A 20,943-nucleotide genomic window follows, 5' to 3' on the forward strand; every position below is an offset into this window, starting at 1 on the left:
GCTAGCCGCTTGGGCCTGAGTGGCGGTTCCCAGAGCGATGGTTAGAGCGAGGGCTAGGCTGCGCATATTCATTCCTTCCGAAAAAAATCTCAATTACGCGCTATCTTGCACGAATGGTCCCTCGCCGGTCCCAAGGGCTTTGGCGAACCTTCGACCCTCCCCCGCCCCCTTTGCGCGATGGGCGTCGACAGGGCGCGTTCAAGCGTCCAGCCCTTGCCGATGCGGTTTCGAATGCTGTCTTCCTTCAAGCCGAACTCGGCTGCCCATACCGCCATGGTCTTGCGTTGACCGAAGGCCTCAAGCCTGCGGCCTTCTCGCCCCTCGACTTCTTCGACGGCTTCGTAACGTCCTCGATCTCGGCGCGACGATCGGCAATCTCTTGGTAGGAGATCGACTGCAGACGTGTGATGTCGGCCGGGACGTGCTTCGGGACGAATGCCAGGATCTTGGCTCGCTCCTCGGCGCGCTTCTGCTTCGCATAGGCCAAGGCGCGAGCGAGGGCTTCGTCACTTTCCTTGCGGGCTTCGAGGGCGTCGAGCTGGCGAGCGGTGAGCATGGTCTTAGACGTTCGCGACCGCGGCCTTTGCAGCCTTGGCGAGATCGGCGATGGCCGCGGCGACGGCGTCGGCTTCCTTCTGTCCATCCTCGACCTTGGCGACGAGGTAGATCGAGGCGTTGCCTTCGGTGGCGTTGCCAGAGACCGTGACGGTGTTTGCGACGCGGTCGACCGCGTATTGATTGAGGGTGAAGGCCATGCGGGATTTCCTTTTCAGACGGCGAGCGTGAAGCTTTCGCGGAAGGTTGCGTTGATGCGGTGGTAAGAGCCGACGACGAGCGTTTCGGACCATCTTTCTACGGTCCATTTTCGGGCCTCGGCGTGCCAGGGGAAACGGTAATAGAAGGGCGCGAAGCCACCGCGCTCGGTGAAGAAGGCGACGAGCTGGTCACGCTCGGGCGGCGTCAGGATCTCCCAGGTCGCTTCGATCTCGGCGCGATCGGAATTGAGGCCGGCGGGTGCTGCCTGGGTGTAGCCGTCGCCGAAGTCGGCGCGGATCACTTTCGGCTCGTGGGTCTCGGTGGTGCCGGGCGATGGATTGTCCGGCGGGGTGAAGGTGGCGATCATGAAGCTTGACACCGTTGCTTATCGTTACTATATAGACGCGGCCGAAACGAAATTGCGTCTCGGCTCAGCGAAATTGGTCGCTGAATATCAACCGAGCAGAGAGGTGCGATTAAGTATTTGTTATAGAAAATAACTATTAGCCCTGAGTGGCCGTTAGTTACTTTGTGAAAAGCGCCGCGCTGCTCCTTAAAGAAGGAGCTGATATGGCTCACATAATAGTAGAAAATACCATAAACATCTATATAAGCCTCGACATTTCCATATTGTCCATTGCCTCTCTTCTGGCTTTGGCAATTAACCGACTTCGTCGTCGATAGATGTAACGACCAGGACCGGTCATGGCTTGCTGTCATGGCCGGTCCGTTCGTTCTGAGGACTGGATCGGCCCGTCGTGGCAAGGCTTGCAGACGGCTTCCCAGTTTGAGCGGGACCAAAACAGCTTGCGGTCGCCCTTGTGGGGCGTGCGGTGATTGACGACGGTCGCCGGTGCGCCGCAGCGGGTGCATGTCGGGTGCTTCGTCAGGAACTCGGCGCGGGCCTCGCGCCACTTGCTGCCGTAGCCGCGCTGTGACGCGGCGGGGCGGGTCTGATCAAAGCGGGCCTTTCTCGCGGCATCAGCCTTGAGTTGGCAGGCGCACCGAACGCCAGACGGAACGCGATGGCCACAACCGCAAATGCGAGGCGGGCGGATCGGCATCGGATCACCGCCCCTTCCGGCGACGGCCGAAGACGGCGAGGGCCTGATCGTCGAGAGACAGTTCGTCATGGGCCTTGGTCTCGGCGTTGCCTTCGCCGCCGCCGAAGATCGCCCGGAGCATGGCAACGCGGCCTTTATTCGCGGCGATGATCTCGCCAGGGGTCGCGGCCCATGCTTCGGCCGGAGTCCAGCCAAGCCAGCCGGTCGCGATTTCGAAAAGCCCTTCGTGAAAGGCTTCGAAGGTGATCGGCTTGCCCGTGGACTTGCCGTTGCCCTTCTCGTCGGACGAAGGACCGGCGAGCGAGATCACGAAGTCGATCAGCGCCGGGATGATGAGCGCAAGGCGCATGACGCCGCCGGCGATGATCTCGCGGTTGACCATGTCGTAGGCGGCAGGAAGGTCGCTGCCTTCGGCGATCGTGTCGGCCATGGCCGCGGTTGAGCCATCGGCGAGCTTGGCGATCAGGTCGGCATATGTGCCGTAACGCCGTGCAAGGCGAAGCGCGGCCCGCAATGAGGGGACCAGCTCGACGGGTCGGCCGTCGAGCGTAATCCTGATCTGTTCAGATGCGAGCCGCGAGTTCATGATTAGGCCGCCGCGACCTCGGTCACGTCATCCGTCAGCTCAAGCGGGAACGTCAGCATGACCACGTCGTCGCTGAAAGACCGCTTCGCCGCCATGCAAAGCGCGGGAAACATGACGGTGCGACCATCGGCGAGTGCGCACTTGAAGGCGACCGGGCTGTCGGCGAGCGCGGCCGTGCGCATCGCGTCCTGCCCTGGGTCGCCAGCGAGAAGCGCAACGCCGATCGAGACGTTGCCCGCATTCCGCGAGCCCTTGAGCTTGCGGGTGCGGTTGTCGGCGCCATAGACCTCGTAACTGGTCAGCTCGGCTTCATCACCGATTTCGCCGTCGATCTTCATCACGTCCAGAACTTCGGTCCAGGTCGCGATGGTGGTCATGTCGGCGTCACGAGCGCACGGCGTTCCGACATAGAAGCGGGTGCGCTTAGAGGCCTGATTAGAAGGGGTGGCAGGCATTGGTTCTGTCTCCCCTTACGCCGTCTTCAGCTTCAGCTTCGTCAGGGCTTCGCCCATGACGACCTTGCCGCCGACGCGGCGTCGAGCCCGAATTTTCACGATGCCGTTGTCGGCCCCGGTGAAGTCGTCGCGCATCAGCTCGAAACCGACGCGATCGGCGATCAGGTAGCCGGTTGCGAAGTCTCCAAAGGCGATCGGCACGGCTCCTGCGGCGATCGACGGCATGTCGACGGCCTCATAGACCGGGCGTCCGAGAAGGGTCGCCGGCTGGCCTGCGGCAATCGAGGGCTGCCAGAGGTAGGAACCATCCGTGTCCTTCAGCTTGCGAACAGCGGCCATCGTGCCCCGGTTCATGAGCCAGGCGCCGCGCGCGGCGTATGCGCTGTTGACGCTGTAAAACAGGTCGATCAGCTCGTCGGCCTTGATGACGGCCGCGCTGGCGTTGAAGGTGCCGACTTCCATGCTCGTCAGGACGCCTTCGGCCTCGGTCGTGCCGTTGCCGACGACGAACTGTGCGGCTTCCTTGCGGCCGAACTCGCGGCCGATGTGAGCGGCGATGTAGCTGTTGAGGTCGACGTTCGCGTCTTCCAGAAGGATACGCGAAACCGGGACGGTCACGGCCATTTCGAACGTCTTGATGTCGATCTGTTCGAAGGACGGTTCGGACTCGGGACGGGCGCCAGTTTCCGTCACCATGCCGGGAGTGACGCGGTTGACGAGACGCGGGATCTGGAGGAGCGGCCCGCCGACAGACATGGCGGTTGCGAGCGAGCGCACCGGCGACTGTTCGGCGATCTTCTCGAGGATCGTCGTCGAGACGGTCGGCGGGGTGACGACGCTATTCGCGTTGCCGCCTGCGATCGTCAGGGTCTTAACCTCAACAGTCGAGCCGGTGCGGAGATAGGCGTCGAGCGCCTTCTTCTCGATCTCGGCGTCGGTCTCATTGGCTGCCGACAGGAAAGGCGCCCCCGGACGGTTCAGACGAGCTTCGAGCTTGTCCAGCCGTTCGGCGCTTTTCCTCTCGGCAGCCGCGAGGCGGTCATTGACCGTCTGCGACAGGTCGCCGAGTGCCTTGGTGACGATCGCGTTCGCGTCCTCGTCGCCGCCGTCCTCGGCCGATTTCAGTTCGATGGCGTTCGAAAACGCCTGCGGAGTCAGTTCCAAGCCTATTTCCTTTTCAGTGCTTGAGCGCCGCAGCGGCGCGGTTGATGGCCTCGGCGATCGCAATGGCGTTCGCTGCGGCTTTCCGGCTCGTGATCCGGGCGCCGGGATGAGCCGGGACCGTCACAAGGGAAATTTCGACAAGATCGAGTGCGGAGATCGTGCGACCGCCGCCGCAAGGGGGGTGCGGCCTTTTTCGTGCTGAAACCGATCGAGAGACCGCCAACGGCACCGGAGGCGACGAGGGCGTGAACCTCGCGAGCGCGGGTCACGTCAGCGACGAGGAGGCGCCCTTTAACTTGAAGGCCGGTGTCGGTTTCCTCGACGCTATCCCAAACGCCAACGGGATCGTTGGGGTTGTGGCCGAACAGCATAGGGACCGGGAGCATGGCACTGGCGAAAGCGCCCTTCTCGATCATGTCCCCGACGCGATCAGCGGTTCCGAAGGGCCAAGCAATGCCTGTGATCTCGCCGGCATCGTCGGCGGTGATCGCCGCCTTGATTTCGAGGGCCTGGGTCATGGCGTGACCTCGATCTCGCCGGACATGTCGATGTCGACTTCTTCTTCCTGGGTGGGTCCGAAGAAGAGGACGGCCAGAATGTCGACGGCGAGGCTGATGGACTGTTCGAGGGGCGCCATGGGCACGTAGGCGTTGACCAAGGCCGCGGCTTCCTGCGGATCAAAACCGCCGCCGATCAGAGCGAGGCGGATCGTCTCGCTTACGTCGGCGAAGCGGAAGTCGCGGTTGAACACGCGCTTGCACAAGGCGCCGATGCCGGTTCCGGTGACGCGCTCAAGCTCGGCGATCTGATCGGACTGAAGGGCGAAGTCGTGCTCGCTGTCGCCAAAGAAGGCCTTATGCGGCGTCATTGACGGCCTCACTGTTTAACGATGTTTCAGTCGTGATTTCGTTGGTGTTTGATGTCGTGAAAGGCGAGGCGAGCGTGTCGCCATCGGGCAAGGCCGGATAGCCTTCCTCGCGGCGAACGTCGTTTGCCGTCAGGACGCCGGCGCTGCGGAGCTTCTGGATACGGTCGACGCGGGTCGCGGTATCGACGGCGAGAAGGGCGTCGGTGTCGAATTCGATCGAGTGATCGTCGCGGTCCTCGTCGGAGAGAAGGGCGCGCTCAAGCTCGCCGGCAATCGTCGAGAGCCAAGGCGTCAGAGTGTAGGTGACGAATTGCCTCGCCATCTGCTCGGTGTTGCTGAAGGTGCCGTGCTGCAGCTCCTGAAGCATCGTCGCCGGGACGTTGAAGGCGCGGGCGATCTCGACCGTCTGTTCGCGCCGGGACTCAATGAACTGAGCGTCGACCGACGAGAAGATCAGCGGCTCAAAGGTCATGCCGTCATAGAGGACAGGCGTCTTGCCGGAGACTTCGGCGCCGCCGTGCGAGGCTTCCCAGGAAGCTTTCGCCTTGGCTGCGGCTTCGGGCGTGACGCCCTGCGGTGCCTGAATGACGCCGGCAGGACGTGCGGACGTGCCGAACAGTCGTGCGGCCCGCTGTTCGAGGACAATCGCCAGGGCGATGGCCTCGCGAGCGAGCTGGATCGGCGAGACGCCGGTGACGCCGTCGAAGGTGACGGGTGCCGGGACGTGGATAAGGTCGGCGGGATCGAGGACGGCGCCGTTAGCGGTCGAGCGATAGATCGCCTCGCCGGTCATCTGGTCGAGCTGGATCGAGACGGCCGCGGGGTCGAGCCGGACGGTCTCAATCACACGGCCATTGACGCGGTTTGCGAAGGCGTAGCCGTTGCCCGTCGTAAGGGCATCGAAGATCAGGCGCTCACGAAGCTTGCCGGCGGAGACGCGATCGTTTGCGGCCTTGGCGACGAGACGGAAGGCGGGGTGATTGGTGGCCTCGACCTTGGAGCCGTTGACGGTGCGAGTGATCGAGGCCGGGATCGAGCCGATCGAGGTCGAGATCAAGGTGACGGCAGCGGAGACGGCAGGAACGCGCATGGCCGATTGTGCCGTAACGGCGACGTTAGAGATCGTCGCTGGCGTGAAAAAGCTATCTAGACCAAAGAAGTTAGTGGACGTAGATATGCTTTTGCTCTCGATGGGCGCGAGAAGATTACCAATCTTTTCTTTGATCGCGGACAGGCGCATGAAGCAATCCAAGCTCTTTGACTTGGCAATATTGTCTCATGGCGCGAGTCGGTGCGCAAGTAAATAATCCTAATTAATGAAAATTTTCCTACCTTTTCGGCGCTGTCTGATTTGCATCCGGCACGCTCTGCTTCATGAGCGGATCAATCCAATCCCTAGCAACCGGTGGCAGGCGCCGTATGCGTCTCTCAGCGCCCGGAATCCGATTCTTGGTGAAGTGCAATATCTCTTTAGCGAGTTCTAGAAAGCCGTCAGCGTTCTCGCGCAATCCAGCGGAAGAAAGCATTTTGGACGTGCCATCCCGTTGCAGCCGCCCGGGGTCAAGATGATGCGGAGTCAGAACCAGTTCGAATTCATCTGCATTCACATCTGAAACTCTCATCAGTCCAAGCTCAAAATGAGCCATCCCGTTTCGAACCTTTACCGCATCCTCGACATTTCTCGCGATAGCGCGCCACTCGGGACAATTCTCCTTAACATCTCCAAACCTGTTGTGAATCAGCTTGCTGCAGAGATTTAGTTTTTGATCCGCACTTCGGATCAAAAAGAAACAAGTAGAACTTGTCTCGTAATCGGTTCTCATTAGGCAATGCGCTACAACATAGAGGCTGCTCTCAACGTGCTGCCATCTCATCATGGCAATCCCCAGCGCCTCATTAATCGCCGACGATGCATTTAATACGCCACCTCGGTCTTCCATCCATTTTGAGGCGCTTCCATTCGTCAAAATGATTGTCCTTTACCGCAATATCTACTGTTCTATCGCTTCCTGTTTGTTTTAGACTGGCATTAGATGATTCAAATCAAGCCCAAGGTAAGCGATGCTCTCGACGAGCGCGACCCGCTGTTCAAGCAGCCCCTGCGGCAGTTGCCCATAGCGCCCCGTCATGCTGCCTTTCACATGTCCAAGAATGAAGCCGAATTCGTCGTCAAGATGCCCGGCGAGACGTAGCGCGTCGGCAACGCCATGGCGAAACGAATAGAGCGAGAGGCCGCGCCCTTCCTTCAAACCAATGCGTCCAAGGTAGCGCCCGAATTCGCGTGAGAACTCCGCGATCATCTGGCCTCGGCTGTTGCGCTTCGCTTCTGGGAAAAGCCGGGTGTGGCCTTGCGTGGCCATCCGTTCTCGATAGGCGATGAAGCCAAGCCGAACGAGTTCGGAGTGGACCGGGACAACGCGCATCGACCCTTCGGTTTTCACGCTCTTGTCGTCGCTGCCTTCCGTGGTGATGTGCATGATCCAATGACCATGCTCTTGCCGCACGTCGGCAATTTCAAGCTGCGCAATTTCGGCAGGACGCGCGCCGCTGTAGAGCATGACGAGCGGCAGCCAATAACGATGATCGTCGATCCGCACATTGCCGGGCTTGGCGATGAAGCGCCACTCGTCCGCCGATTGGCAGCCGGTGAAGAGTGGCGAGGCGAACAAGGTTCGGAGCTCTTCCGTCGTGAATGGCCTCGTTGTGCGCCCCTTTGACTTCGGGAGCGACATGTCGGCAGTCGGGTTCGTGTCGAGATAGCCGTTGATGACGAGCCATTGGCAGAAGGCGCCCATGCTCGCGAGGTATCGATTAACCGTGCGCGGTGTGATCACCGGCTTTCCAACTTCCTTGTTCGCCCGGATGATTTGCGCTAAGCCCATGCCGGCGAACGCTTTCGTTTCGGTCGCCTTCACCGGATACTCGCGAAGAAGCGCCTTCCAATCTCGAATGGCCTTGCGGTCGATCCGGCGAACGGGAAGCGTCCGGCCGTGAAGATCGAGGAAGGTGCCAATATCGCGCCGGGCTTGGTTCAACGTGTCCGCCGTGATGCCCTTCGGGTTGTCGCGGGCATAGGCTTCGAAGAGTTCGGGGATAGTCTCGCCGGGCTTGGCGCGTTCGCGAACCTGGGTCGTCGCCGGCTTCACGATCGAGTCGCGCGGGGTGCCGCCGTAATCGCCCCGGTCGCGTTCGAAGGTGCGCTCAAGCGCCTCGATCTCGGCACGGATCATGCGTCGGCCGACGTCCGCCTCTTCAGGTGAACCGCGCGGGATAATGAGATCATGCTTACGGGCGAACTCTTCGATCTCGTGCCGGATAAGGGCAAGCTCGCCGGAGGCGAGGTGCTTGCGGAGATCGGCAGCCTTTGCCTGTCTCAGCTTAGCGTCGAGCGCGCCCGCGCTGTGCATCGCCATCACCTCTAGCGTAGCGTCCATCATTGCGAGGGGATCGCTGCCGTCGATCGTGGCCTTTTTCGCAAACAAGGATTTCGTCGCCGCGTCGATCTTGTCTTGCGTCGGCCTCGCCGCCCGACTGGCGTCGTCGCGATCGAGGGTGCCTTCGTAGTGCGCCCATGGTGCCGCTGCACGATCATCGTCGCTCAGGGTCCGCCGCCGCGACACGTCGTCGAGTTGCGTCCGCCATCCTTCAATGACAGGCCATAGCCGCCGCTTGGCCTCGTTCTCGTCCTTCGTGCCGAGCGCCTTCGTCAGTTCGTTTCGGCCGACGACCGCAACGAGTTCGGCGGGGACTTTCATGCGCGCATAATAGGAAGAGCCGCGTCGGGTGAGGTAGGAAATTCGAGCCAATTTGAAGACCATTCGGAAGGGGTCGGTGTAGCAATCCGGTGTAGCAATCGCGTTTGAAAAGGGCAACGAATTCAGATAGCTATAGGGATTATAAGGGCTTAAAAATAGTTGGATTATGTTCCAGGTTCCCCAGCCAACACGCTTCCGTGCATTGGTTCGATTGTTGATCCCCTCTCGGCTTGGGCGTCTCCCAAGGGCGTGAACTTCCCCTTCAAGACGCAATTTCAGGCCCTGAACAGGCAGGTGCGCTGTCCTTCGACGTCGCGAACCATGACAGGCAGCCCGAACACGGCCTCGATGGTTTCCTCGCTCACGACCTCTTCGACCGGGCCGTCCACGACGATGCGCCCGCCCTGCATGGCGATGATGCGGTCGGCATAAGCGCAGGCGAAGTTGATGTCGTGGAGGACGACGACGACGATCTTGCCGAGTTCGTCGGCGGCTCGCCGCATGAGCCGCATCATCGCGACCGCATGGCGCATGTCGAGATTGTTGAGCGGCTCGTCGAGGAGAATCGCCCTGGTATCCTGAGCCAGCACCATGGCCACGAAGGCGCGCTGGCGCTGGCCGCCCGACATCTCGTCGAGGAAGCGGTCGGCGAAGGGCAGAAGATCGAGAAAGGTGAGGGCCTCCTCGATCTTCTCGTAGTCGGTCGGGGTCAGGCGACCCTTGGAATGGGGGAATCGGCCGAAGCCGATCAGGTCACGCGCCGTCAGCCGCGCCATCAGGCCATTTTCTTGTTTCAGGATCGAGATGCGTTTTGCCAGCTCGTCGCCTCTGGTGCGCGTCACGTCCAGGCCGTCGATAAGGGCACGTCCCCCATCGATCGGAAGCAGGCGTGCGATCATCGACAGGAGCGTCGATTTGCCGGCGCCGTTCGGCCCGATGATCGCGGTGACGCCCGGCGAGGCAAGGGTCAGCGATGCCTCGTCGACGACGCGGGCCTTGCCGTAGAGCTTGGTCAGGGCTGCCGCTTCGATCATGTGAACCCGCGCTTGAGAATGATGGCGATGAAGGCGATGCCGCCGAAGAACTCGATGACGATCCCAAGCGCCGTGTCGAACTGAAAGACGCGCTCGAGGACCGTCTGTCCGCCGACGAGACAGATCACGGCGATCAGCGAAGCGGCAAGGATCGTCTCGGCATGACGGCGCGAGCCTACCAGGACGACCGCGAGGCTCGCGACCAGAAGGCCGAAGAAGGTCAAAGGCCCGACCAGGGCCACGGAAACTGAAACGAGGACGGCGATCAGGCCGAGGCTGATACGGGTGAGACGGGTGGAGTCGACGCCGAGCGAGGTCGCGGTGTCGCGTCCCAGGCTCAATACGTCGAATTGCGGCACGAGCCGCCAGAAGATCGCGGTGACGATACCGATCAGCACGGCGGCAATGAGGAGGAGATCGCTCCGCACCGTGTTGAAACTCGCATAGAAGGTATCCTGCAGGACGAGGAAGGCGTTCGGGTCGAGCAGTCGCTGGAGAAAGCTGGCGGTGGAGCGGAAAAACACGCCGAGAATGACGCCGACGAGGAGCAGGCGGTGGAGATCGCGCGTCGCGCCGCCGAGGAGCTTGCCGTAGAGCGTCAGCGCGAAAAGGACCATCACCGCGGTCTCTGCGATGAACAGGGCGATCGGATCGATCGCCATCGCGAGGGCCGTGCCGGCCAGGAACACCATCAGCGTCTGGATCAGGATGTAGAGAGAGTCGAACCCCATGATCGAGGGCGCGAGAATGCGGTTTCCAGCCAGCGTCTGCAGCGTGACGGTCGACAGCGCGATGGCGTGGCCGACGACGATCATCGCGAGGAGTTTCGGCGCGCGAAGTTGAAGAACGAAGCCCCAGTTTCCCCTGACGCCGACCGTCATGAAGACAAGGCAGCTGGCGAGCGCCAGAATCGCCAGGAGCGCCAGCATCTGCCGGGAGGTAGGCCAGGCGACTCGGCGGCCGGATCGATGTTCGCGGTCACGAAGCGTCTCGCCGTTCGCCGGCTTGGCAACGTCAGCCACGGGCCGGCCTCCCTCGGGAAAGAAGGATGAGGAAGAGGAGCGAGCCCGCGACACCCATGATCGCCCCGACCGAAATCTCATAAGGGAATCGCACGAGCCGACCGATGATGTCGCAAGCGAGAACGAGACCGGCACCGCAGATCGCGACGACCGGGACGATGCGCCGGCCGTTGTCGCCCATCGCCATGGTGACGAGATTGGGAACCACGAGCCCGACAAAGGGGATCTCGCCGACGGTGACGACCGTCAGCGCTGCGATCAGCGAGACAATGACGAGGCCGAGCGCGACGATCCGCTCATAGGCAATGCCGAGGGTGACGCTGATGTCGCGGCCGAGACCGGCCAGGGTGAAACGGTCGGCGGCAAAGAGGGCGATCGCCGCAAGGGCAAGGCCGATCCACAGAAGTTCGTAGCGTCCCTGGAGGATCATCGAGAAGTCGCCCCGGCTCCAGGCGCCGAGCGACTGCAGGAGGTCGTTTCGATAGGCGACGAAATAGGCCGTCGACTCGATGATGCCGGCGAGGATCAATCCCACCAGCGGGACGAGAAGGCTGCTCTTCGATCGCAACCGGCGGATCAGGACGAGGAAAAGCAGGGTCCCGAGGAGCGCGAAACTGGCGGCAAAGAGCATCTTGGCGAGGATCGACGCGTCCGGGGCGAAGATCGTGATCACCACCATGCCCAGCGCCGCCGCTTCGGTCGTGCCGACCGTGGAGGGTTCGACGAAGCGGTTGGAGGAGAGCATCTGCATCAGAAGCCCCGCCACGGCGAGACTCGCACCGGCAAGGACTGCCGCGGCCGACCGGGGAATGCGGCTGACGAGCATCAGCCGCATGGTTTCCGCGTCCCATGTCCCGGCAAGAAGGGTGCGAACGGAGAGATCGCCGACCCCGACGAATAGGCTGATCACGAAGAGCACCGCGAGGGTCAGAAGGCCGAGGCTCAGGAGCTTCTGTCCGTTCCGCCGGGACGGCGAACCCGGATGGCCATCGCGCGCAACGGGGCGATCCGGTTCAGGGGCGGCTCGGGCTGCCGGCTCGCGCGGAAGCGCTGCCGTGGGGCTTTCACCGGCATGATGGCGTTCGACCATGGGATGAGGCGCGGCTCGTGTCTCGGGGAATGCGTTGACCGGCTTTTTGCCGTCACTGACCGACGTTTTCGCCTGCCTTGGCGAAGGCATCGGCGATCTGATCGACATTCCGCTGCATGGCGGTGAGGCCCGAGCCGGAGAGGTACCATGTCGCCGAATCGAGATAGACCACCTGATCGGCCTTCCAGGCCTTGGTCTGCGCGACCAATTCGTTTTCCAGCATCGAGGCCGCGGCCCCTTGGCCGATCGCGGCGTCCCGATCGAGGACGAAGAGCCAGTCCGGATCGATCTTGGCAATATACTCGAAGGAGACCGCTTCGCCGTGGTTCGCGATGTCGAGGCCGGTATCGGCCGGGGTGACGCCAAAGGCGCCGTGAAGGAGCCCGAAGCGGGAACCTGGACCGAAGGCGCTCATCCGGTTGCCGGTGGTCAGCACAATCAGCCCCGTGCCCATGGTGCCGGCCTTTTCGTTCAGTTCCGCGATCGAGCGTTCGAGGGTCGCGATCTTGCGATCGACTTCCTCCTCCTTGTCGAAGATCTTGCCGATCGCGCGCGCACGGGCGAGGGCGGAATCGTAATACTCCGCCTCGTCGACGGTCATGTCGATAGTCGGGGCAATCTGCGACAACGCCTCCGTCTGGCTCGACGAACGGCCGCCGGTAACGATCAGATCCGGGCCGAGGGCCGCGACCGCTTCGAGATCTGCCTCGAAGAGCGTGCCCACCTTTTCAACATCGTCGGCGGCATATTTCGCAAGATAGTCAGGGTAGGGTGCCGATGGTGCCGCTGCGACTTCGATGCCGAGGGCGTCGAGCGTGTCGAGGGTCGCAAGATCGTAGACCACGACCGTCTGGGGATCATGCGGAACGTTGGACTGCCCCCTGGCAGTCTCGATGCTCACCGTTTCCTCGCCCGCCGCTTCTGCCTGCGTCAGACCGCCGACACTGAATGTCGAGGCGGCTGCGAGCGCTAAAGACATCAGGACCTTGCGCGGGGTGGCCAGGCGAAGGGCTTGGGAAAATCCGGTCATGATCGGTCCTTTCTGACATGGCGGCGATGCGCGTCGCGGAAATCGCAATAGTTGACCGGCAATGTCAATAAATAGTCCGGCGAAACGAAAAGGGGGCGTTCGAAGCTTTTGCCGTCATGGCACGTGAAGGAATCGTCGCAGCGCCGGAGCGATGATCGAGCCGTGCGATTCGTCCGGCCATTCCTCGGTCCGGACGAAGCGGTGACCGGCTTGGAAGAGGGAAAGGGCAAAGCTCTCGCCGTTCGGGCCGCCGCGAAGGTCAGCAAGACGCTCGGACTCGCGAAGCGAAAGGTCACCTCGAAGGCGTCGACCGGCGGTCAGGATCGTCACCTGCCGGACGTCGTCGGACGGCACGAGACGGCGGTGGCCGATCGATTCGTCGAGTTCGGCCATGATGCGATGGCGATTCCACCATACCGAAGGGTCGACCGCGAAGAACCGCGTCACCGGCAGATCGGCGCGCAAGAAGGAGCGCAGGGTAAAAAGGCCAGCAAGCGAGTGGCCGAATAGTGCAATGTCGCTTCTGTCCAACCGCATCTCCTCGTGCAGCCAGGGCAGAAGTCTCGAGCGCATGAATCCGGCAAACAGCCGCTCGCCCCCGGTCTCCGGCGAAGGCGTGCCCGGCCGGAGCGGAATGGCGCTCGCCGGCGCCCGGTCGGTCATTTCGAAATAACGACGGGCAATGCGCGCCGAAGCGTCAGGTTCGGGAAGCCCGATTCCAACGAGGAGCTGCGACACACCTTCACCGCGCGCGATCTCGCTCGCCCGCTTAAAGACCTGATCGCCATCGAGAACCAGTTTCACCGGCCAGCCCGCAGGCGGTTCCTGGCCGATCGTCTGCAGGAAGACCCGGTAGGGTCGACCGGCAAAGCTCAACCCGTGTTCTTCCCACATTCTCGCCTGCCTCTGGGATCGCCCGTCGCGTTTTTCAAAGCGGATACTTCGCCAGACGTTACCGCACGCTTCCCGGCGAAATACCGAAATGGCGCTTGAAGGCGGTCGAGAAGTTCGCCGCGCTCGTGTAACCAGCGAGATGCGCGGCCTCGGCGATGGACAGCCCTTCCTGTTCGATCGCGCTGCGGGCGAGATTGAGATTGCGACGGCGGATGTAGTCGAAGGCGCTCATGCCATGGACCGCGTGGAACAGGCGCTGCAACGTGCTGACGCTGAGGCCGGTCGCGGCTGCAATCTCGTCGAGGGACGGCGAGGGCGTCTTCACCTCGTGCAGATAGTCTTCGACCCGGCGCATCCGGTGATGATCCCGCGAGCCCACATGGCCCGCTGCCCAGCAGGCCTCTCTGGATTGAAGTTGCGACAGTCCCTCGGCGATCAGCTCGATCGCGCGGCTTTCGAGATAGAGCCTTTGCAGGGCCGGCTCGTAGGAGGGCGGTCGCAGGATCTGCTCGCCGATGGCCACCATGCTGGCGCTCGGGCGCCAGGCGTGGCGGGCGAGATGGATTCGGCAGAACTCGGCAATAGCGGGGACGTTCTGGGGGTCGGCGAGCCGGCATTCGGCAAGCCATTCGTGGGACGCCGTCACGTTCACCTTGCGCAGATGCTCGCCGCGGCGGGAGCGCCGGGCAAAAGCCGTCGGGCGGGTTCGAACCATCATGGCTGCGCGCACGGTGTCGCCGTCGCCTTCGCTTTCCGGCATGACCGGGCGTCCGTCGATGGTCGCGCGCACCACGCCCTTGAGGAAGAGATAGAAGGTCACGCCCGGCTTTTGTTCGAGGCGGGTGTCGAGGTCGACGAGTTCGACCGTTTCGGACGAATGCAGGACGAGGCCTGGCCTCAGTTCGAGGAGGCGATAACGACCCTTGAGAGCGAGGCCGTCTTCCTCAGCGCCGCCGCGGCGCCAGGCGAAGCGGTCGCCAACGATTGCCGAAGCGTCGGCAAGGCGGCTCGCCGCGATCGTCTCCTCGCCCTTGTCGAATGCCACGCCCATCCTGACCTCGTTCGATATGCGGCGAGAACACCGCTGTGGCCCGTCGGCGACTCGCTTCGCCTGCACGCGTTCCCGATGCTGCTTTTCGCCCGTGTCATGAAAGCAACATATTTGCGCCACGTTCACGCCCGCCCACCCCAATGGACGGAATGCAAACGTCTTTGACAGAGCCGCAAAATCCGCCCTCTAGCCCTCCGGCGAGCCGCTCCGTAAAAACTTGATCACGAATGACAGGTTTTACGGCGCCGGTGCAACCCTCTGCGGGGGGCGTCGCCGGCTGGAATCGCAAGGGGGCTTACGACGATGTCGATTCACACACAGCGCAAGGGGCGAGGAACGCTCGCCAGACTGCTCATGACGTCGAGCATCCTGGCCGGGATGGGGGCCGGCCAGAGCTTCGCGCAGGACCAGGGGCTGGTCATCGATCTCGACACCGTGACCGTCAGCGGATCGAGCTATGTCACGGAAGGGTCGAACAGCTACACGACCGATCTGATCAGCGTCGGCGAGAAGGAAGCGCGCTCGCCGCGCGAGATCCCGCAATCGACCACCGTCATCACGCGCGAACGGATCGAGGACGGCCAGTATTCCTCGCTCGACGAGGCGCTGCGCGAGACGCCCGGCATCGTCGTGCTCAACAACGACAATGGCCGCTCTAGCATCTTCTCGCGCGGGTTCGAATTCGACTCGCTCTATTTCGACGGTCTTCCGGCGCCGCTTTCGAGCGTCTACGGAACGCAGCCCGATCTCGCCATCGTCGATCACATCGAGATCCTGCGCGGCCCGGCAGGCCTCTTCAGCGCCACGGGCGAACCGGCGGGCGCCGTCAACATGGCGCTCAAGAAGGCACCGGAGACCTGGCAGGGCTATCTCGAAGCGCAGTACGGCTCATGGGAGACGGGGCGCGGTGAGCTCGACGTCGGCGGGCCGCTGAACGAGGCCGGTACGATCCGCGGCCGGATCGTCGGCGCCTATCAGGACGGCGAGAACTTCGTCGACGTTGTCGAGAACGGCGCCGGCGTTGCCTATGGCACCGTTGCCTTCGACATCACCGAACAGACCACCGCGACCTTCAGTGTTAGCCATCTTCAGCGCGACATCACGCCGTTCAACGGCTTGCCGACCTATGCCGACGGCACGCTGATCGACCTCGACCGCTCGACCTTTACCGGCGGAGACTGGAACCGCTTCGACAACGAGGTCACGGACTATATCGCCGAAATCCAGCACGAGTTCGTCGATGGCGGCCACGCCCGCGTCGCGCTCCGCTATTCCGATCGTCACGCCGACTTCCTTTATGGCTGGGCGGGGAGTTCGGCGGACCGCAGCGGCGACATCAGCTCCATTGCCTATCTTGCCCGCGACTTCGAGGAAAAGTCGCTCGTGCTCGATGCTTTCGTCTCCAAGCCGTTCACGCTGTTCGGCCAGGAGCACAACGTTCTCGTCGGCGCCGATTATCAGAATATCGACACGACGCTCCTGTCGACCCGCGGCCGCATCCCCGGCACCTACAATCTGTTCGACTGGGACGCTTCGGCGATCCCCGAGCCGAGCGTCACCTATGACGAGCAGACCGACAGCGACCAGACGAAGACCGGCATCTACGGTCAGCTGCGCATCAAGCCGATGGAGCGCCTGACCCTGATCGGCGGCGGCCGGGTCAGCTGGTACGATTCCTCGACCGAGAACCTTCTGACCGGCGCGACGCAGGACGAAATCGACATCGAGGGGCATTTCACGCCCTATGTCGGAGCGATCTTCGATCTGACCGACGAGATTTCGGCCTATGCCAGCTATACCGAGATCTTCCAGCCGCAGAACCAGTTCGACTCCAACGCCGATCTCCTCGACCCGCGCGAAGGTCGCCAGTACGAGGGCGGCCTCAAGGGCGAATTCTTCGGCGGCACCCTCAACGCGACGCTCGCCTACTTCAACCTTCGCGACGACAATCGCGCGCTGCAGAACACCGCCGGTGATTTCGAAGCGCTCGGCGAGGTCGAGGCCCAGGGCGTGGAGTTCGAGGTGGCCGGTGAAATCCTGCCGGAATGGCAGATCCTTGCAGGCTACACCTACACGAAGACGGAATATCTGAACGGCACCGACGCCGGCTCGGTGTTCAGCCCCTACACGCCCGAGCATCAGGTTCAGATCTGGACCGACTACACCTTCCGCGATGCCGATGCCTGGTGGGACGGGCTCTCGATCGGTGGCGGCGTGAAAATCTACAGCGACTTCTCGGCCGTCTCGCGCGGCACGACCATCAATGCCCCCGGTTACGAGGTCGTCGACCTTCGCCTCGGATACGAGTTCAACGAGAACCTCGAAGCCAACCTTCTCGTCAACAACGTCTTCGACGAAAAGTACTATGCCCGGGTCGGCTCGAACTCGGTGTTCGACTTTTACGGCGAACCGCGCAATGCGATGTTCTCGGTAAAGGCGAAATTCTAAATCATCGCATCTCGACCTGAAGACCACACGCAAGCGCCAGCCCACCGGGCTGGCGCTCGACCTTGAGCCTGCGAAATCCTCGCCCGTGGAACGCGTGATGTAACCAGTCGGTCCGAAGACGGGGCGCACCTCAGGTCCACCCTGCATCAAGATTGAACATGGACCACCCGGTGGGGCAGGCCAGAGCGCCGCGGGTTGTCGATCGGCCCGTGGCACCATGAGCAATATTCCCGGTCGCCGGCATAGTCCGGCTGCCCTTGCATCCAGGAGGGTCGAGGGACTCCGAACCGCCGGAGGACGGCCTCCGTAACCCCGGATGCGGCACGGTCCGACGCGCGCCATGAATGGCCCTCAAGGCACAGCGCTTGCCGCACGCCATGACGGATCGGACCCTTCCAAACTTCGGCCAAAGCGGCCAGTTCCTGTGTCTCAATTCGAAGAACCTGCGCCTGGCGTCGGCAAAGCGTGTCGCTGATGCGGTCTCCGGGGGCAAAGTGCCAGTTGCGCTCGGCCTCTCGCCCCAGACCATCCGAAGACATCTCGGGAACCTCGATGGGTTTCTGAAGCACGTGAAAGCATTGGGCTATCGCGTGCCTGCTTATGATCTGGCTGGCTTCCGGCGGAGGCCCCGTCCGCCGGCCAGATAGCAGTCTCTCAGTCCGCCCGGTCTTCCAGATAGTGCAAGGTGGTGCCGTTCGCGTCGGTGATGCGGGTGAATTGCTCGCGGCCGCAGATGAACATTTCGGGTTCCACCGTCATGTAGTGGAGCCCGTATTTCGGGCCGAAGCGGACGACCCCGATGCCGTGATAGGGCAAGAGGTTCGAGCGGAGCTTGTATTCCGGGTAGAGGCGGAGGCCCAGCACCGGCACGCCCTTGGTGTGGATCGTCGCGCGCACCGCATTGGGGAAGAACTGTTCTTCCCATTTGAGGTCCGCGGCGGCGGCCTTCAGCGCCCGGTATTCGGCAAGGCCTGCCCGCGCCCTGAGATGGAGGTCTTCCGCCGCGGCGCCGATGCCCGAGCCGCCGAACTGCTCGCGAAGGGCGTCGTAGCTCATCTGGCGCTTGGCGGTGTTGAGGCTCGCCGCCATACTGGCGAGCCAAACGTCGTAGAATTCGGGGCTGAGGCCGTCGGCGAAGGGATCGTCGTGAAAGCGCGCCGACCAGCGCTCGTAGCTTTCCTGAAACGCCTCGAAGCGGCCGGACAGGATCTGCGCCATGTCGTGGAGCTTGATGGTATCCCCGCAGCCGATCGTCTCGACCATCTGGCGCAGAAGATCGACATAGCGCAGCGCCTCGACGGCGGTGACGCCGAAGGGCAGGCCGTAGAAGGTGCTGTCCGTGATCAGATGAAAGACGGCGCCCGCCGGATAGATCTGGCGGATCATCTCGGCGATGTTCGCCATGTGCCGGAGCGAGACCTCCTCGGCGGTGGTCGGCACGGTCAGCTGCAGCCGTTTCACCGGATTGCGGATGACGCAGAACACGGGAAGCAGGATCGAGATCGGCTCGCCCTTGTCGCAGGCGTCCTTGATCCGGCCCTTCCAGATCTCGCTCTCGGCAAAGCGGCTGCGGGAGTTGAACTGGATGGTGCGGTGATTGATCAGGTCGAAGACGCGCTCGTGAACGGGCTTCCCGGCCGTCTTCTTCTGAAAGGCCTCCCAGTCCAGACGACGGATATGGACGCATTCGGCGATCATCTGCGCGTCTTCGGGGCCCGCGAGCCGGGACTTCTGGGGCTGGAGGCGGGGGTCGCTCTCCGGCCATGCGTCGTGGAAGCTCAGTCGGGCGTCGCTGATGGCCTCACCGTTGCGGCCGACGTCGAGATAGGATGGGGCGAGACAGTTCATGGGTCTGGTTCCTCTGCAAACGAAATGAAGACATCTGTTCGGGACGGCAGGATCCGACGGAAGGGTCCGAAACCACAGGGTGTTTTCGGGCGGGCCTTTGCTGGAGCCTGGGCCGTGGCACGGGGCTTTGCCTTGGACCCCGCTGAGTGCTGGATCAGATGTAATTCCGCCTGCCGCGTCCCGCTGTGTCGTACGTCACGCAGCGGTAAGGGCGCTGGCCATGCGCGTCGCAGCGACGGCAAAGGTCAGTGAGATGCGCATAGACGGCGACCGCAATCCGCTCGTGGCTTGGATTCATACGGGGGCGGGAGGCCCCGAGCGGGGCCGTCACGGCAGCGCGATGGTGGTCGACATCGGCGGGGACCACCAGGAATTCCGTATCTGGGTATGCATAGTGGGATCGAAGGAGATCATATGGTCTGCCACAAGGAACTCCGCATACCTGATGCACTGCTCGACTGGGACCTGTTGAGATTTAATGGATTCCATTGAGATTTTGGATTCGGCTTTTGCATCGGCATCGGCATCGGGATAGCGGAACGCGGCCGAAAGGCTGTCGCTGCGGCGATAAAGGGGCGCCGACCAGCCACAGGGCGTTCTGAAGCCCCTCGGCCAGGGCGACGAAACTTTCGCCGCCAAGGATGACATGGGCATGCTCGAAGCCCGACCAGATCAGCCGAAAGGGACACGGCAGATGGTCGAGCGGCTGGCCGGCGATCGTCAGGCCGAGGCTGACCATGTCGCTAAAATCCGACAAACCCAGCCGACCCGGCTCGCGGGTCCGGCGGAAGATTGACTGCACCAATATTCGCCCCGGATCACCCGGTAGGGCCGGGCCATCGCAAGAGGATCATGCGCCGATCAGAAGTCTGGCATGGAACGCCATCTGGCATGTATCTGCGGCCATGCATCAACGTTGACGAGGTTTTTCGGCCGCTGATCGGCGATCATCTCTAAGATGTCGCTCACTGCGTCGCGGCTCATCCGCGCCATGGCTTCGGCTGTGACGCCCGCGACGTGCGGCGAGAGGATCGTGTTCGGTGCCGTGCGTATGGGAGAGTCGGGCGGCAGCGGTTGCTCGCAGTAGACGTCGAGGGCGGCGCCGCCGAGACGTCCCGCGTGAAGGGCGGCGGCGAGCGCCGCTTCGTCGACAATCGGACCCCGCGCGACATTCACCAGGATCGCATGCGGCTGCATCGCCGCAATGATCTCTTGGGAGACGAGATTGCGTGTCTCGTCGCTCAGAGGGCAGGCGACGACCAGGATATCGGCTCGCGCTGCAATAGCGCCGAGTTGACAGAACGAGATGCCGCGTTCGTCCGCGCGCGGCCGCCGCGTTGCGGCAAGGACGTCCATGCCGAAGCCGTTCCGCGCGATCTGCCCGATCGCCTGCCCGATATCGCCATAGCCGATCAGGCCCAAGGTCTTGCCGGAAATCTCGGAGGTGGCGTTCGCAGCGGCGCGAAGAGCTTGCCACTCGCCACCGCGAATGCCGGCGTCGTTTTCGGCGATCCGGCGGGCGAGCCCGATCACGAGGCCGAACACATGCTCGGCCACACTGCGGGCATTGACGGAGGGGGTGTTCGTGACGGCGATCCCGAGCCGGCTCGCCGCCTCGACAGGAATGAAGTCGAGCCCCGCTCCGTGGCGGACCAAGGCGCGGAGCCTGTGTGCCCTCGAAAGGGCGGCCTCAGGAATGGTGCGTCGCACGACGACGAAGTCGGCGCGTTCGATCGCCTCCGTCAAGCCGAGGGGGTCGGCTTCGTCGAACGCCAAGACCTCGGCGCTTTCGCCGAGGCGGGCGGCCTCGCGTGCATCGATCGGATCGGTCAGAAGCACGCGAGGAAGATGACGCGATGAAGTCATCAAACGCTGCTC

The 20,943-nt window shown here is 62.8% G+C and carries 20 protein-coding genes and 1 pseudogene; 1 reads left to right on the plus strand and 20 read right to left on the minus strand.

Translation table 11 applies throughout. From position 1 onward, the window contains the following. Positions 1-244 precede the first annotated feature (244 nt). From MF134_RS00005 to MF134_RS00090, 17 genes are all read right to left on the minus strand, one after another. The gene (locus MF134_RS00005) at positions 245-556 is read right to left on the minus strand and encodes a hypothetical protein (protein ID WP_255337339.1); all 312 of its coding nucleotides are present in this window, start codon (positions 554-556) and stop codon (positions 245-247) included. 4 nt (positions 557-560) lie between these two features. Then, positions 561-755: a hypothetical protein gene (locus MF134_RS00010; protein WP_255337340.1), complete on the minus strand. Its 195-nt coding sequence runs from the start codon at positions 753-755 to the stop codon at positions 561-563. Between the two features lie 14 nt (positions 756-769). After that, on the minus strand, positions 770-1,135 hold the full coding sequence (locus MF134_RS00015) for a phage tail protein (RefSeq protein ID WP_255337341.1): 366 nt from the start codon (positions 1,133-1,135) through the stop codon (positions 770-772). Positions 1,136-1,824: 689 nt separating this feature from the next. Further along, positions 1,825-2,406 carry a phage tail assembly chaperone gene (locus MF134_RS00025; RefSeq protein WP_255337343.1) on the minus strand — a complete coding sequence of 194 codons (582 nt, stop codon included), beginning with the start codon at positions 2,404-2,406 and terminating at the stop codon, positions 1,825-1,827. Positions 2,407-2,408: 2 nt separating this feature from the next. Further along, positions 2,409-2,783 carry a phage tail protein gene (locus tag MF134_RS00030; RefSeq protein ID WP_255337344.1) on the minus strand — a complete coding sequence of 125 codons (375 nt, stop codon included), beginning with the start codon at positions 2,781-2,783 and terminating at the stop codon, positions 2,409-2,411. A gap of 93 nt (positions 2,784-2,876) precedes the next feature. Then, positions 2,877-4,025 (minus strand): phage major capsid protein, encoded by a 1,149-nt coding sequence (locus MF134_RS00035; protein WP_255337345.1) that lies wholly within the window; start codon positions 4,023-4,025, stop codon positions 2,877-2,879. 2 nt (positions 4,026-4,027) lie between these two features. Further along, positions 4,028-4,543 carry an HK97 family phage prohead protease gene (locus MF134_RS24165; RefSeq protein WP_457589920.1) on the minus strand — a complete coding sequence of 172 codons (516 nt, stop codon included), beginning with the start codon at positions 4,541-4,543 and terminating at the stop codon, positions 4,028-4,030. Then, positions 4,540-4,893 carry a gene transfer agent family protein gene (locus MF134_RS00045; RefSeq protein WP_255337346.1) on the minus strand — a complete coding sequence of 118 codons (354 nt, stop codon included), beginning with the start codon at positions 4,891-4,893 and terminating at the stop codon, positions 4,540-4,542. The genes MF134_RS24165 and MF134_RS00045 overlap by 4 nt, the downstream gene beginning before the upstream one ends. Then, positions 4,880-6,133, minus strand: a complete 1,254-nt coding sequence (locus MF134_RS00050) for a phage portal protein (protein WP_255337347.1) — start codon at positions 6,131-6,133, stop codon at positions 4,880-4,882. Before MF134_RS00050 ends, MF134_RS00045 begins: the two co-directional genes overlap by 14 nt. An 88-nt stretch (positions 6,134-6,221) precedes the next feature. Further along, a complete protein-coding gene (locus MF134_RS00055) occupies positions 6,222-6,860 on the minus strand; it encodes a hypothetical protein (RefSeq protein WP_255337349.1) in 639 nt (212 codons plus the stop codon). A 51-nt stretch (positions 6,861-6,911) separates the two neighbouring features. Next, complete coding sequence (locus MF134_RS00060; protein ID WP_255337350.1) at positions 6,912-8,711, minus strand: DUF6538 domain-containing protein; 1,800 nt, start codon at positions 8,709-8,711, stop codon at positions 6,912-6,914. A 212-nt stretch (positions 8,712-8,923) separates the two neighbouring features. Next, positions 8,924-9,682, minus strand: a complete 759-nt coding sequence (locus MF134_RS00065; protein ID WP_255337351.1) for an iron ABC transporter ATP-binding protein — start codon at positions 9,680-9,682, stop codon at positions 8,924-8,926. Next, positions 9,679-10,611, minus strand: coding sequence for an iron chelate uptake ABC transporter family permease subunit (locus MF134_RS00070; RefSeq protein ID WP_255337990.1), 933 nt, complete (start codon positions 10,609-10,611; stop codon positions 9,679-9,681). Before MF134_RS00070 ends, MF134_RS00065 begins: the two co-directional genes overlap by 4 nt. Before the next feature lie 85 nt (positions 10,612-10,696). Continuing rightward, complete coding sequence (locus MF134_RS00075) at positions 10,697-11,794, minus strand: ABC transporter permease (protein ID WP_255337352.1); 1,098 nt, start codon at positions 11,792-11,794, stop codon at positions 10,697-10,699. A 52-nt stretch (positions 11,795-11,846) separates the two neighbouring features. Beyond that, a complete protein-coding gene (locus MF134_RS00080) occupies positions 11,847-12,824 on the minus strand; it encodes a siderophore ABC transporter substrate-binding protein (protein WP_255337353.1) in 978 nt (325 codons plus the stop codon). Positions 12,825-12,938: 114 nt separating this feature from the next. Beyond that, positions 12,939-13,718 carry an alpha/beta hydrolase gene (locus tag MF134_RS00085; protein ID WP_255337354.1) on the minus strand — a complete coding sequence of 260 codons (780 nt, stop codon included), beginning with the start codon at positions 13,716-13,718 and terminating at the stop codon, positions 12,939-12,941. Between the two features lie 58 nt (positions 13,719-13,776). After that, positions 13,777-14,769 (minus strand): helix-turn-helix transcriptional regulator, encoded by a 993-nt coding sequence (locus MF134_RS00090; RefSeq protein WP_255337355.1) that lies wholly within the window; start codon positions 14,767-14,769, stop codon positions 13,777-13,779. A 303-nt stretch (positions 14,770-15,072) separates the two neighbouring features. On the opposite strand from MF134_RS00090, the gene MF134_RS00095 reads away from it, so the two are divergent. Then, positions 15,073-17,217, plus strand: a complete 2,145-nt coding sequence (locus MF134_RS00095) for a TonB-dependent siderophore receptor (RefSeq protein ID WP_255337356.1) — start codon at positions 15,073-15,075, stop codon at positions 17,215-17,217. A 654-nt stretch (positions 17,218-17,871) separates the two neighbouring features. Here the strand turns inward: MF134_RS00095 and MF134_RS00100 are convergent. From MF134_RS00100 to MF134_RS00110, 3 genes and pseudogenes are all read right to left on the minus strand, one after another. Further along, positions 17,872-19,065: an L-tyrosine/L-tryptophan isonitrile synthase family protein gene (locus MF134_RS00100; RefSeq protein WP_255337357.1), complete on the minus strand. Its 1,194-nt coding sequence runs from the start codon at positions 19,063-19,065 to the stop codon at positions 17,872-17,874. A gap of 534 nt (positions 19,066-19,599) precedes the next feature. Then, positions 19,600-19,789 (minus strand): annotated as a pseudogene (locus tag MF134_RS00105) (IS21 family transposase); the annotation flags it as partial. 137 nt (positions 19,790-19,926) lie between these two features. Continuing rightward, a complete protein-coding gene (locus tag MF134_RS00110; RefSeq protein ID WP_255337358.1) occupies positions 19,927-20,931 on the minus strand; it encodes an NAD(P)-dependent oxidoreductase in 1,005 nt (334 codons plus the stop codon). Positions 20,932-20,943: the final 12 nt, after the last annotated feature.

The organism is Jiella marina (assembly GCF_024359545.1).
Lineage (GTDB): Bacteria > Pseudomonadota > Alphaproteobacteria > Rhizobiales > Rhizobiaceae > Jiella.

Coding starts and splice junctions, on each gene's coding strand:
- MF134_RS00095 (WP_255337356.1), top strand. CDS start 15,073: ATGTCGATTCACACACAGCGCAAGGGGCGAGGAACGCTCGCCAGACTG.
- MF134_RS00065 (WP_255337351.1), bottom strand. CDS start 9,682: ATGATCGAAGCGGCAGCCCTGACCAAGCTCTACGGCAAGGCCCGCGTC.
- MF134_RS00005 (WP_255337339.1), bottom strand. CDS start 556: ATGCTCACCGCTCGCCAGCTCGACGCCCTCGAAGCCCGCAAGGAAAGT.
- MF134_RS00090 (WP_255337355.1), bottom strand. CDS start 14,769: ATGGGCGTGGCATTCGACAAGGGCGAGGAGACGATCGCGGCGAGCCGC.
- MF134_RS00075 (WP_255337352.1), bottom strand. CDS start 11,794: ATGGTCGAACGCCATCATGCCGGTGAAAGCCCCACGGCAGCGCTTCCG.
- MF134_RS00080 (WP_255337353.1), bottom strand. CDS start 12,824: ATGACCGGATTTTCCCAAGCCCTTCGCCTGGCCACCCCGCGCAAGGTC.
- MF134_RS00060 (WP_255337350.1), bottom strand. CDS start 8,711: ATGGTCTTCAAATTGGCTCGAATTTCCTACCTCACCCGACGCGGCTCT.
- MF134_RS00045 (WP_255337346.1), bottom strand. CDS start 4,893: ATGACGCCGCATAAGGCCTTCTTTGGCGACAGCGAGCACGACTTCGCC.
- MF134_RS00070 (WP_255337990.1), bottom strand. CDS start 10,611: ATGCTGGCGCTCCTGGCGATTCTGGCGCTCGCCAGCTGCCTTGTCTTC.
- MF134_RS00085 (WP_255337354.1), bottom strand. CDS start 13,718: ATGTGGGAAGAACACGGGTTGAGCTTTGCCGGTCGACCCTACCGGGTC.
- MF134_RS00025 (WP_255337343.1), bottom strand. CDS start 2,406: ATGAACTCGCGGCTCGCATCTGAACAGATCAGGATTACGCTCGACGGC.
- MF134_RS24165 (WP_457589920.1), bottom strand. CDS start 4,543: ATGACCCAGGCCCTCGAAATCAAGGCGGCGATCACCGCCGACGATGCC.
- MF134_RS00030 (WP_255337344.1), bottom strand. CDS start 2,783: ATGACCACCATCGCGACCTGGACCGAAGTTCTGGACGTGATGAAGATC.
- MF134_RS00110 (WP_255337358.1), bottom strand. CDS start 20,931: ATGACTTCATCGCGTCATCTTCCTCGCGTGCTTCTGACCGATCCGATC.
- MF134_RS00100 (WP_255337357.1), bottom strand. CDS start 19,065: ATGAACTGTCTCGCCCCATCCTATCTCGACGTCGGCCGCAACGGTGAG.
- MF134_RS00010 (WP_255337340.1), bottom strand. CDS start 755: ATGGCCTTCACCCTCAATCAATACGCGGTCGACCGCGTCGCAAACACC.
- MF134_RS00050 (WP_255337347.1), bottom strand. CDS start 6,133: ATGCGCCTGTCCGCGATCAAAGAAAAGATTGGTAATCTTCTCGCGCCC.